This window comes from Streptomyces sp. NBC_01304 (assembly GCF_035975855.1).
Lineage (GTDB): Bacteria > Actinomycetota > Actinomycetes > Streptomycetales > Streptomycetaceae > Streptomyces.
This window is the reverse complement of sequence record NZ_CP109055.1, coordinates 5,952,909-5,968,284: the sequence shown is the minus strand read 5'-3', so window position 1 is coordinate 5,968,284 and position 15,376 is coordinate 5,952,909. Positions and strand designations below refer to the sequence as shown.

Here is a 15,376-nt window from a genome sequence, read left to right as displayed (position 1 = left end):
GGAACTCTCCGCTGGTCGTGGTTAGTTGATGCCCCCTAGGCTGACATAAACTATTTCCCATTCCGGCAATTGCATTAGGCGTTCCCTCGTGTGGGTGACAAGGAGACTCGATGGCCCCGAAGACAGCCACGTCCGCCCGCCGCCAACGCCTGGGCACGGAACTGCGAAGGCTGCGCGAGCGTGCAGGGCTGTCCGTGACGGAGGGCGCCCGCCAACTAGGCGTCAGCCAGGCGCAACTCAGCAACATCGAGGCCAGCCGATTCGGTGTGAGCGCCGACCGCCTCCGCTCGATGGCCCGCATCTACCACTGCTGCGACGACGCCTACATCGACGGACTGATCGAGCTGGCCACGGACCAGAAGGGCGGTTGGTGGGAGACGTTCCGGGAGGCGTTGCCCGCCGCGCTGCTCGAACTCGCCGAGATCGAGCACCACGCGGTCAAGCTGCATGCCGCGAACACCGCACACGTCCCCGGTCTGCTTCAGATCACCGACCACGCCCGCGCCATCTACAGCCACGCCGTCCCCGCCTTCAGCCGGCGGGATGTCGAGCACCGCGTGAACCATCGGCTGCAGCGCCAGGCCCTGCTCGACGAGGACAACCCGACCCCGTACCGCGCGATCATCCACGAGGCCGCCCTGCGCGTACCCGTCGGCGGCACGACCGTCGCCAAGCGCCAGCTGGAGCACTTGCTCGTCCAGGGCGAGCGGGAGCACATCACCATCCAGGTCATCCCGTTCGCCATCGGCGCCTACCCCGGCTCCGGCCAGACCTTGCTCTACATCCACGGCACAGTGCCCCGCCTCGACACCGTCTCGCTGGACCAGTCCCACGGTCCCGCCCTGATCGACGCCGAGGCCGAACTGGACACCTATCGGAACCTGTTGAAGCACATGGAGGCCGTAGCCCTGTCGCCCAAGAAGTCGCGGGCCTTCATCCACAACCTGTCCACTGAACTGTGAGGCCCCTCATGCATGCATGGCAGAAGTCGTCCTACTGCGCGCAGGGCGAGTCCTGCGTACACATCGCGCGCGACGCCGAAACGGTCCGCCTAACCGAAAGCGCAGACCCCGCCGAGGTCATAGTCAGCACCACCCGCCCCGCCTTCGAGGCATTCCTCCGCACCCTCAAGGAGCCCACCCGTGACTGACGCCAGCAAGCTCGACTGGGTTCGGGCCGCGCCCGAGGACGCGACCGGCCCCGGCCCCTGGATCGAGCTGGCCTTCGACCCAGACGGCGACGCCGTCTACATCCGCGAAACCTCGGACCCCGACAACGTCGTCACGACGACCAGGCGCAAGTGGGACGCCTTCGTACTGGGCGTACAGGCAGGCGAGTTCGACCACTTCGTCGAGGGGACGTAGCCGGCCACTGCTCAACTGATCAACTGCTCAAAGACTCGATTGCGTGGCTGGTGTGGGTGGGTGGTTGCGCGGACCTCCGTCTGTTTCGTTGTCGGCTGCGGGGGCTCTTTTGGCTGGCTTTCCCCAACTGATGTCAGTACGGGGCCCAGGAGGAAAGTTGCCGGTGATGGAAGAGGTGGGGGAAGAGCAAGGACGAAAGACAAAGACCGCAGCGAGAGAAGGGGATGGAGGGGGAGAGGGAGGGGGCTGGAGGGGAAGTGCGGGCCCGGCGGGGGGAGGCGCGGGCTTGGGACGGGGAAGTGCGGGCCCGGTGGGGGGTGGGCGAGGGGAGGGGGCGGGCGGGGGCTCGGAGGGCGAGCGAGGAAAGGGGACGGGCGAGGACTTGGGGGCGGCTGGGGGCTCGGAGGGCAGGCTGGGGGCCTAGTGGGGGAAAACGGGCAACAGAACCAGCACAAAAGGGACGCTCTTGCGCCCCATTCCCCCCACTAAGCCTCCAGACCCCGCCCCCGCCGCCTCGTGACGGGAAAGGGGCTCGCCTAACGGGCAAACCGGGCACCCCGACGCCACCTTCCGCACGGCCAGCCCCAGCCTCCCGAGCTCGCGCCTCCCTCCTCCCGAGCTCCCCTCCCCAGCCCCAGCCCCAGGCCAGGACTTCCCCCACCGGGCCCGCACTTCCCGTCCCAAGCCCGCACCTCCCCCCGCCGGGCCCGCACCTCCCCCACCGGACCCGCACTTCCCCGCCCCGAGCCCACATCTCCCCGTCCCGGGCCAGCGCCCCCCACACACACACCGGGCCTGCACTTCCCCGTCCCGAGCCCGCATCCCCCCTCCCGAGCTCGCACCTCCCCTCCCGAGCCCGCATCCCCCCACCGGGCTCGCGTCTCCCCCTCCCGAGCCCGCACTCCCAGCCCCGGGCCCGCACCTCCCCACCGGGCCAGCACTTCCCCGCCCCGAGCCCGCACCTCCCCCGCCGGGCCCGCAATTCCCGGGCCCGCGCTCCCGTTCCCCCCTCCCGGGCCAGCACCTCCCCCACCGGACCTGCACTTCCCCGTCCCGAGCCCGCATCTCCCCGTCCCGGGCCCGCGCCTCCCCCACCAGGCCCGCACTTCCCCGTCCCGAGCCCGCATCCCCCACCGGGCTCGCGTCTCCCCCTCCCGAGCTCGCACTCCCAGCCCCGGGCCAGCGCCTCCCCACCGGGCCAGCACTTCCCCGTCCCGGGCCAGCACTTCCCCGTCCCGGGCCCGCACCTCCCCCCACCGGGCCAGCGCTTCCCCTCCAGCCCCCCTCCCCCTCCGTCCCCTTCTCTCGCTGCGGTCTTTGTCTTTGCTCTTCGCCCGCCTCTTCCGTTGCCGGGACTTCTCCCCCTGGGCCCCGTACTGACAGCAATTGGGGAAAGCCAGCCACCGAGCGCCCGCACTCCGCAACGAGACAGACGGAGGTCCGCGCAACCACCCACCCCCACCAGCCACGCAATCAGGCAGTTGATCAGTTGCCCCTACCAACCCCACACCGAGGCCCATCCTGCGCAACGCAAGCAGCCCCCCGGCGCGCCACCCCCGGCCCACCCCTCCTCGGCGCGACGCTGACAGCAAGCCAGCCAGTCAGCCCGTCCGCACGCCCACACACCCGCACGCCCACACGCCCGCCCGCCTCAAGCCGAAGGAGCGCCATGACCCCCCAGTCCAGCAACCCCACCGTCCAGGCCCTGATCACCGCGATCAACGCCAACGACCGCGAGGCCTTCCGCGCAGCCCTCACCCCCGACGCGACCATGTCCGACGACGGCTCCGACCGCGACCTCGACGACTGGACCGAGCGCGAGATCTTCTCCGCGAACGGCCACATGGAGATCGAGACCCAGGCCCAGGACGGCCTCTCCCTGGTCGCCAGGTTCCGGAACGACACCTGGGGCGAGATGCGTACGCGCTGGCAGTTCACCGTGACCGGCGACGGCGCCGGCGACAAGGTGAGCCGCTTCGAGACAGGCCAGGCCTGAAACCGGAAAGCCTGCCAACATCGTCCCCACCACCAAATGAAGAGGGAACGAGGGGGCGTCGTGGCGCAGGGAACTCCGGGGTTACTGATAGGCGAGCGCTATCGCCTCGAACGCATCCTCGGCGCCGGCGGCTTCGGCCGGGTCTGGGCGGCCCGTGACGAGTTGCTCGAAACCCACGTCGCCGTAAAGGAGTTGCTCCTGGCGCAGGGCCTGCCGGAAGCCGACCGCGAAGACCTCCTGCGCCGGGCCAGACGCGAGGCACGCAACGCTGCCAAGCTCCGGGACCATCCGCACATCGTCAGCGTCCATGACGTCGTGGTCGTCGACGAGGCGCCCTGGATCGTGATGCAGGTCGTCACCGGCGGCACCCTCCAGGAGCGCCTCGCGCGAAAGAAGCGCCTGTCCGTGGAGGGCACCGCGAAGCTCGCCGAGGCCCTCCTGGACGCACTCGGTGCGGCACACAAGCAGGGCATCCTGCACCGGGACATAAAACCGGCCAACATCATGCTGACCTCCGAACACCACATCCTGCTCGCCGACTTCGGCATCGCCCACAACAAGGCTGACTCCAACCTCACCGGCTACGGCGTGGTCATCGGCTCCCCTGCCTACCTCTCGCCGGAGCGGGCCGGTGGCCGGAAGGCGGAGGCTCCGAGCGATCTGTTCTCGCTGGGCACCACCCTGTACGAGGCCGTGGAGGGCATCTGCCCCTTCCACCGCGACAGCCCGGCCGGATCGCTCCACGCGGTGGCGTACGAGGCTGCTCCCCCGATGCGACGGGCCGGCCGCCTGAAGCCCCTCATCGAAGCCCTCCTGGAGAAGAACCCGGCCGACCGCCCGTCCATCCCCGAGGCCCTGAAGCTGCTCAACTCCCGCATGCCGGAAGGAGAGCAAGAGGAAGCGAAGGAGGGAGCAGGAGAGACAAAGCAGAAGACAAAGAAGAGGGAGGCGACGGAGTCCTCCCGCACGCAGGCCACCCTCCGCATCGAGAACCAGACCGGCGGCTGGCTCGGCATCGTCCTCGACGGCGCGTACCGCGAAACGGTCAAGCCCGGCGCCACCGGATCCTACGAGCTCGAACCAGGCACCCGCAGGGTCGAGGTGAAGAGCGACGGCTTCACCAGCGGCCCCTGTGTCCTCCGCCTGAAGCCCGGCGCCACCGAGCGCCTGCCGGCCCGGCGGCAGGGCAAGCACGTACTGCTGGGGAGCCAGCAGGAACCGCCGGAGAGGACACCGTCCAAGCCCGAACCCAAGTCGCCCTCGGACAGCGACGCGGGCATGTGGGCCGGCCTGCTCGTCGTCGGCGGCATCGTCCTGGCCCTCCTGTACGGCAACAACACCGGCTTCGCGAACTGGGTCAGCGGCGGCCTCAACGGCGACGTTGCCTCGGCCGAGGTCGACGACTGCGTACATCCTGCGGACGGCGGGGAGTGGGTCCAGGTCCCCTGCTGGTCCGCCGCCACCAAGTACCGGGTCGACTACCGCGTCCCGGCCTCGGGCGACGTCCTGGGGAGCGCGCCGCTGACCATCGGGGACGAGACGTACGACGGCTGCGACAGCCACATCTCATGGCGCATGCAGAAGGACACTCTCCAGACGGTGAGCTTCCAAGGGCCGAACAATCAGCCCTGGGAACTGTGCGTCAACTCCTACTTCGGAGACTGACGCCCGCGACGACGCTGAGCGCCACGTCAAGGCTCGTTGCCCGATGTCACCCCCCGTGATACACAGAGTGACCATACGGAGCTTCGTATACCGTCCGGGCCCCCCACCAGGAGACGCTCGGGCGGTATTCGTCGAGCCGGAAATCGTCCCCGCAAGAACTCTGGCAACAGATGGCCGCAAGTCGGCATGTGCCGCCGGAATCTCGGAGACAATGATGCTTGGCCTCTGCGCAGCGGCAGAGGGTGCAGAACTACCCAATAGGGGCGGTGAGTTACAACATGCTTCTGGCAGCCGAAGAGGGCGATATCACCACCATTATCGGCGGAATCGCGCCGGACTGGGGACCTTTCGGGAGCCTGGGCAACGAGGCACGGGTGATGATCGAGGTCGTCATGGCCATCGCCATCCTGCTCTGCCTCGGCATCGCGATCTGGGGCGCCGCGAAGCAGCGCATCGGCGCGACGGCCCTGCGCGACACCTTCAGCGCGGAGCAGGGCAAGGGCCTGATCATCGCGGGCCTGACCGGAGTCTTCATCATCGGCTCACTCGGGACCCTCTTCACCATCGTGTACGGGATGGCCGTCTAACCACCTGATGACGAGTCACCACCCCGCGCTCACGCGGGAACCAGCACGGCTACCGTCGTACCACGCGGTTCAGCAAGAGCTCGAGGGGGCGTACGCGGCATGAGCTTCGGCGACGACGGCCTTCCGGCCGAGAGCGGCGGCTACGGCGGCACGGGCCAGACCCGTACCCGGCTCCCCGAGGGCGAGGGCGATGTCTACGGCGGAGCCCGCCGCTCCGCCCGCCCTTCACGCTCCCTCCTGACCGTGGTGAGCGTCGTGGTGCTGCTCATCGCGGCCATTGCGTTCGCCAATCGCGGCGGGAGCGACGACGATTCCCCTTCGAGCGACGACGGTACGAAGCCGGGGTCGGGGTCGACTGCGGCGTCGGGGGTCGAGCCGGTGAAGGACGGGTTCGCGCACGATCGGCAGGGTGCGCAGTCGGCTGCGGCCAACTATGCGGTGTCGCTCGTCTCCGCCGAGATCCTCCAGTCCGACCAGCGCCCGGAGATCGTCAAGCGCGTCTTCGTCGCCGACAAGGTCTCCGAGTTGGAGGCCAAGTTCGACAAGGCGTACTCGACGGACTTCCTCGGGAAGATCGGCCTCGACGAGAAGGGCAAGGCTGCTTCCGGTCAGACGTACATCTCTCGTACCGCCCCGATCGGCACCAAGGTCAAGAACTACTCGGCAGACAGCGCGACCGTCGAAGTCTGGTGCACTGGCGTGTTCGGGACCGCCGGCGAGGGCTCCCAGAACCCCGTCACCAGCGACTGGTTCACGATGACGCTCAAGCTGCAGTGGACCGGCAAGGACTGGCAGGTCGAGACCTTCTCCCAAAAGGAGGGCCCCGCCCCGGTCAACGGCGACAACAAGGTCTCGTCGGCCGACGCGATCTCCAAGGCCGTTGAGGAGTTCGGAGGGTTCACCTATGCCCGCTAAAAGTCGTCGCCGGGCCCTCTCGGTGACCGCCACGGTGGCAGCAGTCCAGGCTGCCGCCGTCCTGCTGGCCACGCGTGCCTACGCGGCACCCACCCCCGACCCCGACGACAACTGCGACCTGATCGTCGGCCCCGCCAAGGACTACTGCGAAAACGGCAAATCCGGAGCCGGCGACGCCCCCAAATCCCCCACAGACGGCGCCCTAAATTCCCTGGACCCCCTGACCAGCCTCGCCAAGGGCTGCGCAGAAGCCGCCTCCTGGACCGTCGACAAGCTGAGCGAAGCCGTCGAGAAGACCGCCGACGTCGACTTCACGAACGACACGTTCCTGAAGCAGTACGCGATCGTCTTCGCAGCCTCCACCATCCTCACGCTCCTCCTCTGGCTCCTGGCCGTGGCCAAGCGAGCCGTGCGCGGCGTCCCCCTGTCCACCGCCATCGGCGAAGCCATCGGCTTCCTCTGGCTCACAGTCCTCGCCTCCGCCTTCACCCCGCTGATCCTCTACACCGTCGTATCGGCGGCGGACGGCGTCACGGACGTCATCGCGAAGGCCAGCGGCGGACAGACGGACAAGTTCTTCGGCACGTTCTCGGAGGCCCTGAAGAAGGGCGAGGACATCGGCGGCGGCCCGATCATGCTGATCGTCGTGTCCCTCGTGTCGATCGCCGCCGCGGGCATCCTCTGGCTCGAACTCGTCATCAGGGCCGCCCTGCTGTACGTGGGCGCGCTGCTCGGCACGGTCGTGTACGCGGGCCTGGTCGACAAGAACCTGTGGGGCCACGTCCGCCGCTGGGCCGGAATCATGATCGCGGTGATTCTGGTGAAACCGATCATCGTGATCGTGCTCAGCCTCGCCGGAGCGCTCTCGGGCGACGACGGCCCGAACGCCTTCTCGGCGATCGTTTCCGGCCTTTCGATCATCCTCCTGGCCATCTTCGCCAGCGCCATGATCTACCGCTTCGTCCCCGGCTTCGGCGACGAGATGGCGGCCGGCCGCAACAACCGCATCATGGCGGGCGCGGAGGGCAAGGGCGCGGCCCTGGTCACCTCGCCGGCCTCGCTCGTCTCACAAGGCATCAAGACCCACAGCAGCCGCGGTGGCAACGGAGGAAGCGGAGGCGGCTCGTCCCAGCCACGCCCCGCCAATCCGGCCAGCGGTGGCGTCGCCGCACACAGCAGTCGCGGCGCGTCGAACGGCGGCGGAACTGTCCCCTCCGCCGCCCCTTCGCCCCGGGCGAGCAGCCCGACGAGCGGTGCCCACACCTCTCGTACCGGATCCGCCGGATCCAGCACCCGCAAGTCGAGCAACCGCACTGGAGGTGAAGGGCGTTGACGACCCAGTCCCACCCGGTCGCGCCCCGCCGTACCTATCTGATCGGCAGAGCCAGGCCCAACGCGATCGTCGGCAAGAACCGGGAGACCGGGGAAATCGCCCTGATCATCGCGGGCGCCTTCCTCGGCATGATGTGCGGCCTCCTCGTCCCGATGCTGATGCTGCGGATCGTGCTGCTGATGGGCTTCCCACTGGTCGCGCTCGCGGCGGTCTACGTCCCGTACAAGCACCGCACCTTCTACAAGTGGTTCGAGGTGAACCGGAGTTACAAGCGCAGCCTGCGCTCCGGCACCGCGTACCGCTCGGCGGCTCCCGAGTCCGGTATCCGTCTTGACGGCCGCGAGGTCGAGGTCGGCCCGCCGCCCGGGATCGGCCGGATCAGCTGGCTGGCGGCTCCGTTCGGCCCGGACGAGATCGCGGTGCTGCTGCACGCGGACCGCCGTACGGTCACGGCGGCGATCGAGATCGAGGGGCCGGGCGTCGGCCTGCGGGACAGCGAGGACCAGGAAGCGCTCGTCGACCGCTTCGGCACGCTCCTCAAGCATGTCGCCAATGGGGACGGCTTCGTCACGCGGCTGCAGATGCTGGCCCGCACCCTCCCCGCCGACCCGGACGCGCACGCCAAGGACGTGGCGGTCCGGGGTGACGACAAGTCGCCGCACTGGCTGCAGGACTCGTACGACCAGCTCCAGTCCATGGTGTCCACGAGCAGCGAGCAGCACCGCGCGTACCTGGTCGCCTGCATGCACTTCAATCGCGAACTCGCCGCCGAGGCCCACGCGATGGCCCGCGCGACGCAGCCACACCTGGGGAGGAAGGTCGACAAGGATGCCGGCCTCGCCATCGTCATGGCGCGTGAGCTGACGGACATCTGCTCGCGACTGCAGGAGGCGGACATCCGCGTACGGCAGCCGCTCGGCCAGGGACGGCTGTCCTCCCTCGTGCATTCGATGTACGACCCGGACCACCCCATCGACCACATCCAGGCCATGACGAAGCGCAATGCCTGGCCGGCCGAGCTCGACGCGATGGAGCCGACGTATCTGAAGGCGAAGACGCGCGAGTCCTCCACCCGTGCCCCGTGGTGCCATGCCACGGCCTGGGTGAAGGAGTGGCCGATGACGCCGGTCGGGGTCAACTTCCTTGCCCCGCTGCTGGTTCACACCCCGGACGTGATCCGGACCGTGGCCGTCACGATGGACCTCGAACCCACCGAGGTCGCCATCGAGCGCATGCTGACGGAGAAGACGAACGACGAGGCGGAGGCCTCCCGCCAGGCCAAGATGAACCGCACCGTCGACCCCCGTGACATCGCCTCCCACTCCCGCCTCGACCAGCGCGGCGAGGACCTGGCGAGCGGCGCCGCGGGCGTGAACCTGGTCGGCTACATCACGGTGTCGTCCCGCAATCCGGAGGCGCTGGCACGGGACAAGCGGACGATCCGCGCCTCGGCCGGCAAGTCGTACTTGAAGTTGGAGTGGTGCGACCGCGAGCACCACCGTGCGTTCGTCAATACCTTGCCGTTCGCGACCGGCATCCGACGGTAAGGGCGAACCTCATGCGCGATCCGCTGACCATGCTCACGGATGCCTTCACCGCCTTCCTCTTCGGCAAGGTGGAGACGACACGGCTTCCGGTGCGTACGTCCACAGGCCAGGCCCAAGCCGTCTACCTGCCCACCGCCGCCCCCGGGCTCGGCGACTCGGGCGTGATCATCGGGCGGGAGGTGTACAGCGGCAAGGGGTACATCTACGACCCGTTCCAGCTGTACGGCCAGCAGCTGCCGGCCCCGCACTGGCTGGTTCTCGGCGAGTCCGGCAACGGCAAATCCGCCCTGGAAAAGACTTACGTCCTACGGCAGTTGAGGTTCCGTGACCGCCAGGTAGTCGTGTTGGACGCGCAGGGCGAGGACGGCGTCGGCGAGTGGAACCTCATCGCGGAGGAGCTCGGCATAACGCCGATCCGCCTCGACCCGACGGTCGCACTCGACACCGGCATCCGCCTCAACCCCCTCGACCCCTCGATCACCACGACGGGTCAGCTCGCGCTGCTCCGCACGATCATCGAGGTGGCGATGGGCCACGGGCTCGACGAGCGCTCGGGCTTCGCCCTCAAGGTGGCGCACGCGTACGTCAACGAGACGATCGTCGAGCGCCAGCCGGTGCTGACGGACATCGTGGAGCAACTGCGGCATCCCGAGCCGGAGTCGGCCGAGGCGATGAACGTGGCGATAGAGGACGTACGGGCGTGGGGTCTGGACGTCGCCCTGGTCCTGGACCGCCTGGTCGACGGTGACCTGCGCGGCATGTTCGACGGCCCGACGACGGTCGGCATCGACCTCGATGCGCCCCTGATCGTCTTCGACCTGTCGCACATCGACCGCAACTCCATCGCCATGCCCATCCTGATGGCGATCGTCGGTGTGTGGCTGGAACACACCTGGATCCGTCCCGACCGCAAGAAGCGCATCTTCTTGGTGGAAGAGGCGTGGCACATCATCAACAGCCCGTTCGTGGCCCAACTCTTCCAGCGCCTGCTGAAGTTCGGGCGACGTCTCGGCCTGTCCTTCGTCGCGGTCGTCCACCACCTGAGCGACGTGGTGGACGGGGCGGCGGCGAAGGAGGCGGCGGCGATCCTGAAGATGGCCTCGACCAGAACGATCTACGCCCAGAAGGCGGACGAGGCACGGGCCACGGGCCGGGTCATCGGCCTCCCCCGCTGGGCGGTGGAGATCATCCCGACCCTGACCCCCGGCATCGCGGTCTGGGACGTCAACGGCAACGTACAGGTGGTCAAACACCTGATCACGGAGACCGAACGCCCCTTGGTCTACACCGACCGGGCCATGACCGAGGACTCCGAGATCGAGGGCATGGACGACCTCCTGGCCGCGGCCGACCTGGAGGCGGAGGAGCGGGCGGCGCGAGCCGACCTGATGGAGCAGGACCATGAGTTGGACCTCAACGGTCTGAGGCGCGAGGTGAGCTGAGCATGCGGGAGCCGTACGGCCGCGACCCACGCGACCGCCGCCACTACGCCCCCGACCGAGGCATGCCGGACGGCCTCCTGGTGGGCCTCCTGGCCTTCGTCCTGGGCATCACGGCCCTGGTCTGGACGGCCACGGGCCTGTCGGGCCTGTTCGCCCATGGCGCGTGGCCGGACAAGGTCAGCCTGTCCCAATCTCCTTTGGCGATAAGGCACTTGGTCTCGAACCCGCATGACATGCCGGGCGCCTGGCCGGAGACTCCGGCATCCGAGCTCTCCGGGTACGGCTTGTTCTGGGGCTTGTTCATCGGCCAGCTGATGGTGCTGATCGTCCTGACGATCTTCGTCATGGGCACATTGGCTCGCTGGCGAGCGGTACGCCGTTCAGCCCGGCAGGAGCTTGATGAATCGGCCCACCCTGCCGATCATGCGGCCCATGAATCAGCCCGTCCGGCGTTTGAGGACACCGCCCGAAGGGCGGAAAGCTTCGCAGAATTTCGGGAAGGGGCGGGGCGGGGAGGAAATCCCCCACCCCCGCACGCGGAAACGCAAACCCCACCCCCGGTGCAGCAACCCGAGCCCCCGGCAGCCATCCCGGAACCCTTGGCCGTACCGACGCAACGTACGCCCCTGGTCCTGGGAACAGCCGACACGCGAAGGCCCATCGCAGCCCAGGCAATCCAGGACGCCGAGGGCCCAGCCCTCATCATCACCTCGGACCCCACCCTGTGGGAGGAAACCAAGGACGCGAGATCCAAGCTGGGCCCCGTCCTGGTCTACGACCCGACCCACCTCTGCGACACCCCGGCAAGGCTCCACTGGACCCCGGCCACAGGCTGCGAGGACAAGGACACCGCAAGGGCAAGGGCGGCAGCCCTGCTCGCCCCCATCCGCCCGACCGCCAAGCTGGACCAGGCCACCGCAGCCACAGCCGAAACCCTCCTGCGCAGCTACCTGCACGCCGCAGCCGTGGACAACAAGCAGCTCAAGCACGTCCACCGCTGGGCCCAGGGCACCCAGGTCCAGGAGGCCGTACGGATCCTCCGTACGAACCCCAAAGCGGCACCAGGATCCGCCGGCGAACTGGAAGCGGAGCTCACCGCGCACCCCGAACGCCGCGACATGGCCCAGGAGTTGACCGCCCGAGCCCTCTCCGCCCTCTTCTCGATCCACATCCGCGAGGCGAGCAACCCCTCCAGAAACGACACACTCGCCCTGGATTCCTTCGTCCAAGAAGGGGGCACGCTTTACGTGGTGGGTGAAGCCATCGAAGACCCCAAGTCCCGCCCCGGCGCAATGCCCTTGCTCACGGCCCTCGCCTCAAGCGTGGTCGAGCGCGGCCGGCGCATGGCCGAACGGTCATCCTCCGGTCGCCTCGACCCACCACTTACGCTCGTCCTGGACGACGTCGCCGCGGTGGCTCCGCTTCCCCAGCTCCCGGAGCTGCTGTCGACCGGGGCGGACGTGGGTCTACCGACCCTGGCCCTGCTCCGCTCGAAGGAGCAGGGCCGCTCCCGCTGGCCGGAGGCCGAACTCCCGGTCTAGGCAGGCTCGTTGCCGTACGGCGAAATCGGTCTAGCCGGGCTCGTTCCCGTACACCAACAAGAACAGCTCAACCCCCTCGCGCACCAGCTCCTCCACATTGCCCTCGTCCACGGCGAGCAGCCCCTTGCGCCCGACCTCCAACAGGTGGTTCTGCAAGGCGAGTTGGGTGGTACGCGAGGAGACCCCGGCCTCGGCGGCGATCGCGTCAATGCTCGCGCAGGTGTAGCCCTCCCGCCCGAAGACGGCCCTGGCTCCCGAGCCCGAAGAGGGTCCCCATGAGCTACGTGGGGGAAAACGGGCAGCCATAACGGGCATAAAGGTCCACCCGGCGCCCCTTTCCCCCCACGTAGCCCCGGCCAGCCCTCCGAGCCCCCGCCCACCCCCTCCTCCCCTTTCTCTCGCTGCGGTCTTTGTCTTTGCCCTGCCCCCGCCTCTTCCGTCGCCGGGACTTCTCCCCTGTGGCCCCGTACTGACAGCAATTGGAGAAAGCCAGCCACAAAGCACCCGCACCCAACAACGAAACAGACGGAGGTCCGCGCAACCACCCACCCCCACCAGCCACGCAATCAGGCAGTTGAGCAGTTGCCCCTACCCGATCTGTCCCTCTACCCGACACCTGCCCTCGACGCGGCACGCATCCTCTCCGGCATCGAGGCCGCCGGCGTCATGGCGAGCGGCAGCTCGCTGCTCGCTGCTCGCTGCTCGCGGTGACGTTCACCGGCCCCGCCCGCGCCAAGGCGTTCGCCGCCGTGGGCACCACGGGCGGGCTCGGGCTCGCGCTCGGCCCGACGTTCTCCGGCTGGATGGTGGACGGCCTCGGCTGGCGCGCCACCTTCCTCGCCTTCGCGGGGGTCGGAGTGGTGATCCTGCTCGGGTCGACGCTGCTCGCCGAGTCGAAGGCGGCGGTCCGGCCGCGCGTCGACAAGGCGGGCGCGGTGACCTTCATCGGCGGGCTCGCGCTGGTGCTCTTCGCGGTCACCCAGGGCTCGAAGCAGGGCTGGGCCTCCGCACCGACGCTGCTCCCGCTGGCCGCCGGTGCCGCCCTGTTCGTCACCTTCGTACGCATCGAGAAGCGCATCCTGCAGCGCGCCGCCCTCGGCGAGGACGTGAAGCCGGTCCTCGACCTCACCCTGATCCGCAACCGCGCCTTCGTGGCCTGGCCGATCGGCCTCTTCGGGATGGGCGCGGGCGTCACCGCGGCCCTGGTCTTCCTGCCCACCTACCTGCAGGCCACCAGCGGATTCACGGCACGGGAGGCGGGCCTCACGCTCCTCTACATCAGCGGCCCGCTGCTCGTCCTGCCGCAGGTCGGCGCCCGCCTGGTGGCCCGCGGCATCGCCGCCCAGCACCTCCTCGTCCTGTCGCAGACGCTGATCGCGGCCGGCAACATCTGGCTCGGCGCGGCCCTGCACCCCGGCATCACCCTGGCGGAGCCCGCGGCACCGGTGCTCCCCCTCGGCGTCGGCCCCGGCCTGTCGACGGGGCTCATCGACGCCCAGGCCATCGGCATGGTCGAGACCGAGCGGGCCGGGATGGCCCAGAGGGCGGACGCGGCCGGGCAGTTCACCGAGACGATGCGGACCGGGCTGTGGGCGGTGGCAACGCTGATCGCGGGGCTGGCGCTGCCAGCGGCACCGGCTGCTTCGGCCGCGTACGGCCGAGAACACCAAGGTCCACCCGGTGCCGCTGGCAGAACCCACAACAGCGCAGACTCGCTGATCCCCTCATCCGTTAACTGTCCGAATAGCGAACACACTTCAGGAATTGCAGGAACCGCAGATGTCTACGACCCCTTACCGCCTGGCCGTGATCGTCGGCTCCACCCGCGAAGGCCGCTTCGGCCCGACCGTCGCCAGCTGGTTCACCGCCCTCGCCGAGCAGCACGGCGCCGCCGAGCTCGACGTCATCGACGTCAACGAACTCGAACTCCCCGCCTGCCACCCCAACTGGGGCACCGAGCGCACCCCGGCCCTGGTCGAACTGGCCGCCCGCGTCGACGCCGCCGACGCCTTCGTGGTCGTCACCCCCGAGTACAACCACAGCTACCCGGCCCAGCTGAAGCACTTCATCGACCTGCACAAGACCGAGTGGCACGCCAAGCCGGTCGGCTTCGTGTCGTACGGCGGCGTCTCCGGCGGCCTGCGCGCCGTCGAGCACCTGCGCCAGGTCTTCGCCGAACTGCACTGCGTCACGGTCCGCGACGGCGTCAGCTTCCACAGCGGCTGGGACCACTTCGGCGAGGACGGCAAGGCCCACGACCCGCAGGGCGCGGCCGGCGCTGCGAAGGTCCTGCTCGACCAGCTGACGTGGTGGGCCGAGGCCCTGCGCACGGCACGCGCGACGAACCCGTACAACTAGCCTTACCGCTCAGGCTTCTTGAGCTCCATTTCGAGCTCGCGCACGGAAGGGTCGCCCTTGAAGGGGACGGCCCTTCCGCTGCGTTCGAACCCGATCTTCCGGTACGCGGCTTCGGCACGGGCATTGTCCTCGTGGACGTGCAGCCGCACCCGCTCCAGCCCGTCGAGCGAGAACGCCCACTCGACCGCCGCCCCGAAGAGCCCCTCGACAAGCCCCCGGCCCCGGTGCTCGGGCCGCACGAAGACCCCCACGAGATGCGCCTGCCGCTGCGCGATCGCCGCACCGAAGAAGTCCTCACCCCCGGCCTCCTCGACAAGCGCCACACAGGTCCCCGCCCAACTCCCGTCCCCCGCAACGGCAACGAACTGCCGCGCGGCGGTCCCGTGCGAATTCCCGGCGGCCCGGTCCTGCCAAAACCCATCCGGCCGGGCAAGGGCTTGGTCATACGTCTCCAGGAAGGCCTGGGGCGCGACCGGATCCTGGAGGGCAGCCAGCCGCAGGTCCTTGACCTGGGGCCATTCCTCGGCGCGCACGGGCCGGATCTCGTAACTCATGCCGCAATCATGCCAACCACTGTGGGCAATCGCTCCGCAGGGCGTGCCCCACCCCGTCGTACCCGGGTACTACA

General features: G+C 69.0%; 14 protein-coding genes and 1 pseudogene. 13 read left to right on the top strand and 2 right to left on the bottom strand.

The window, feature by feature from the left end:
* The first annotated feature begins 110 nt into the window (after positions 1-110).
* From OG430_RS26555 to OG430_RS26505, 11 genes are all read left to right on the top strand, one after another.
* Entirely contained in the window at positions 111-962 is an 852-nt protein-coding gene (locus OG430_RS26555; RefSeq protein ID WP_327355101.1) for a helix-turn-helix domain-containing protein, read from the top strand.
* 8 nt (positions 963-970) lie between these two features.
* Positions 971-1,150, top strand: a complete 180-nt coding sequence (locus tag OG430_RS26550) for a DUF397 domain-containing protein (protein WP_327355100.1) — start codon at positions 971-973, stop codon at positions 1,148-1,150.
* Positions 1,143-1,364, top strand: a complete 222-nt coding sequence (locus OG430_RS26545) for a DUF397 domain-containing protein (protein WP_327355099.1) — start codon at positions 1,143-1,145, stop codon at positions 1,362-1,364. The genes OG430_RS26550 and OG430_RS26545 overlap by 8 nt, the downstream gene beginning before the upstream one ends.
* Positions 1,365-3,033: 1,669 nt before the next feature.
* Entirely contained in the window at positions 3,034-3,360 is a 327-nt protein-coding gene (locus OG430_RS26540; protein WP_327355098.1) for a nuclear transport factor 2 family protein, read from the top strand.
* A gap of 60 nt (positions 3,361-3,420) precedes the next feature.
* On the top strand, positions 3,421-5,025 hold the full coding sequence (locus OG430_RS26535; protein ID WP_327355097.1) for a serine/threonine-protein kinase: 1,605 nt from the start codon (positions 3,421-3,423) through the stop codon (positions 5,023-5,025).
* A gap of 278 nt (positions 5,026-5,303) precedes the next feature.
* Complete coding sequence (locus OG430_RS26530; RefSeq protein ID WP_327355096.1) at positions 5,304-5,612, top strand: hypothetical protein; 309 nt, start codon at positions 5,304-5,306, stop codon at positions 5,610-5,612.
* A 99-nt stretch (positions 5,613-5,711) separates the two neighbouring features.
* The gene (locus OG430_RS26525) at positions 5,712-6,527 is read left to right on the top strand and encodes a hypothetical protein (RefSeq protein WP_327355095.1); all 816 of its coding nucleotides are present in this window, start codon (positions 5,712-5,714) and stop codon (positions 6,525-6,527) included.
* On the top strand, positions 6,517-7,860 hold the full coding sequence (locus tag OG430_RS26520; RefSeq protein ID WP_327355094.1) for a hypothetical protein: 1,344 nt from the start codon (positions 6,517-6,519) through the stop codon (positions 7,858-7,860). Before OG430_RS26525 ends, OG430_RS26520 begins: the two co-directional genes overlap by 11 nt.
* Positions 7,857-9,407 carry an SCO6880 family protein gene (locus OG430_RS26515; protein WP_327355093.1) on the top strand — a complete coding sequence of 517 codons (1,551 nt, stop codon included), beginning with the start codon at positions 7,857-7,859 and terminating at the stop codon, positions 9,405-9,407. The genes OG430_RS26520 and OG430_RS26515 overlap by 4 nt, the downstream gene beginning before the upstream one ends.
* Before the next feature lie 11 nt (positions 9,408-9,418).
* Entirely contained in the window at positions 9,419-10,849 is a 1,431-nt protein-coding gene (locus OG430_RS26510) for an ATP-binding protein (RefSeq protein WP_327355092.1), read from the top strand.
* 2 nt (positions 10,850-10,851) lie between these two features.
* Positions 10,852-12,390 (top strand): type IV secretory system conjugative DNA transfer family protein, encoded by a 1,539-nt coding sequence (locus OG430_RS26505; RefSeq protein ID WP_327355091.1) that lies wholly within the window; start codon positions 10,852-10,854, stop codon positions 12,388-12,390.
* A gap of 30 nt (positions 12,391-12,420) precedes the next feature.
* Here OG430_RS26505 and OG430_RS49500 read toward each other — a convergent pair whose 3' ends face one another.
* Entirely contained in the window at positions 12,421-12,705 is a 285-nt protein-coding gene (locus tag OG430_RS49500) for a TetR family transcriptional regulator (RefSeq protein ID WP_442816557.1), read from the bottom strand.
* A 392-nt stretch (positions 12,706-13,097) separates the two neighbouring features.
* On the opposite strand from OG430_RS49500, the pseudogene OG430_RS49495 reads away from it, so the two are divergent.
* Together OG430_RS49495 and OG430_RS26490 are read left to right on the top strand one after the other, a co-directional pair.
* Positions 13,098-13,868: pseudogene (locus OG430_RS49495) on the top strand (MFS transporter); the annotation flags it as partial.
* A 301-nt stretch (positions 13,869-14,169) separates the two neighbouring features.
* The gene (locus tag OG430_RS26490; protein ID WP_327355089.1) at positions 14,170-14,748 is read left to right on the top strand and encodes an NADPH-dependent FMN reductase; all 579 of its coding nucleotides are present in this window, start codon (positions 14,170-14,172) and stop codon (positions 14,746-14,748) included.
* Positions 14,749-14,750: 2 nt separating this feature from the next.
* Here OG430_RS26490 and OG430_RS26485 read toward each other — a convergent pair whose 3' ends face one another.
* Positions 14,751-15,302, bottom strand: coding sequence for a GNAT family N-acetyltransferase (locus OG430_RS26485; RefSeq protein ID WP_327355088.1), 552 nt, complete (start codon positions 15,300-15,302; stop codon positions 14,751-14,753).
* Positions 15,303-15,376 lie beyond the last annotated feature (74 nt).

Bases quoted from the DNA above. Each gene is read 5' to 3' on its own strand.
- OG430_RS26555 (WP_327355101.1), top strand. From the start codon at position 111: ATGGCCCCGAAGACAGCCACGTCCGCCCGCCGCCAACGCCTGGGCACG.
- OG430_RS26550 (WP_327355100.1), top strand. From the start codon at position 971: ATGCATGCATGGCAGAAGTCGTCCTACTGCGCGCAGGGCGAGTCCTGC.
- OG430_RS26540 (WP_327355098.1), top strand. From the start codon at position 3,034: ATGACCCCCCAGTCCAGCAACCCCACCGTCCAGGCCCTGATCACCGCG.
- OG430_RS26530 (WP_327355096.1), top strand. From the start codon at position 5,304: ATGCTTCTGGCAGCCGAAGAGGGCGATATCACCACCATTATCGGCGGA.
- OG430_RS26525 (WP_327355095.1), top strand. From the start codon at position 5,712: ATGAGCTTCGGCGACGACGGCCTTCCGGCCGAGAGCGGCGGCTACGGC.
- OG430_RS26520 (WP_327355094.1), top strand. From the start codon at position 6,517: ATGCCCGCTAAAAGTCGTCGCCGGGCCCTCTCGGTGACCGCCACGGTG.
- OG430_RS26510 (WP_327355092.1), top strand. From the start codon at position 9,419: ATGCGCGATCCGCTGACCATGCTCACGGATGCCTTCACCGCCTTCCTC.
- OG430_RS26505 (WP_327355091.1), top strand. From the start codon at position 10,852: ATGCGGGAGCCGTACGGCCGCGACCCACGCGACCGCCGCCACTACGCC.
- OG430_RS49500 (WP_442816557.1), bottom strand. From the start codon at position 12,705: ATGCCCGTTATGGCTGCCCGTTTTCCCCCACGTAGCTCATGGGGACCC.
- OG430_RS26490 (WP_327355089.1), top strand. From the start codon at position 14,170: ATGTCTACGACCCCTTACCGCCTGGCCGTGATCGTCGGCTCCACCCGC.
- OG430_RS26485 (WP_327355088.1), bottom strand. From the start codon at position 15,302: ATGAGTTACGAGATCCGGCCCGTGCGCGCCGAGGAATGGCCCCAGGTC.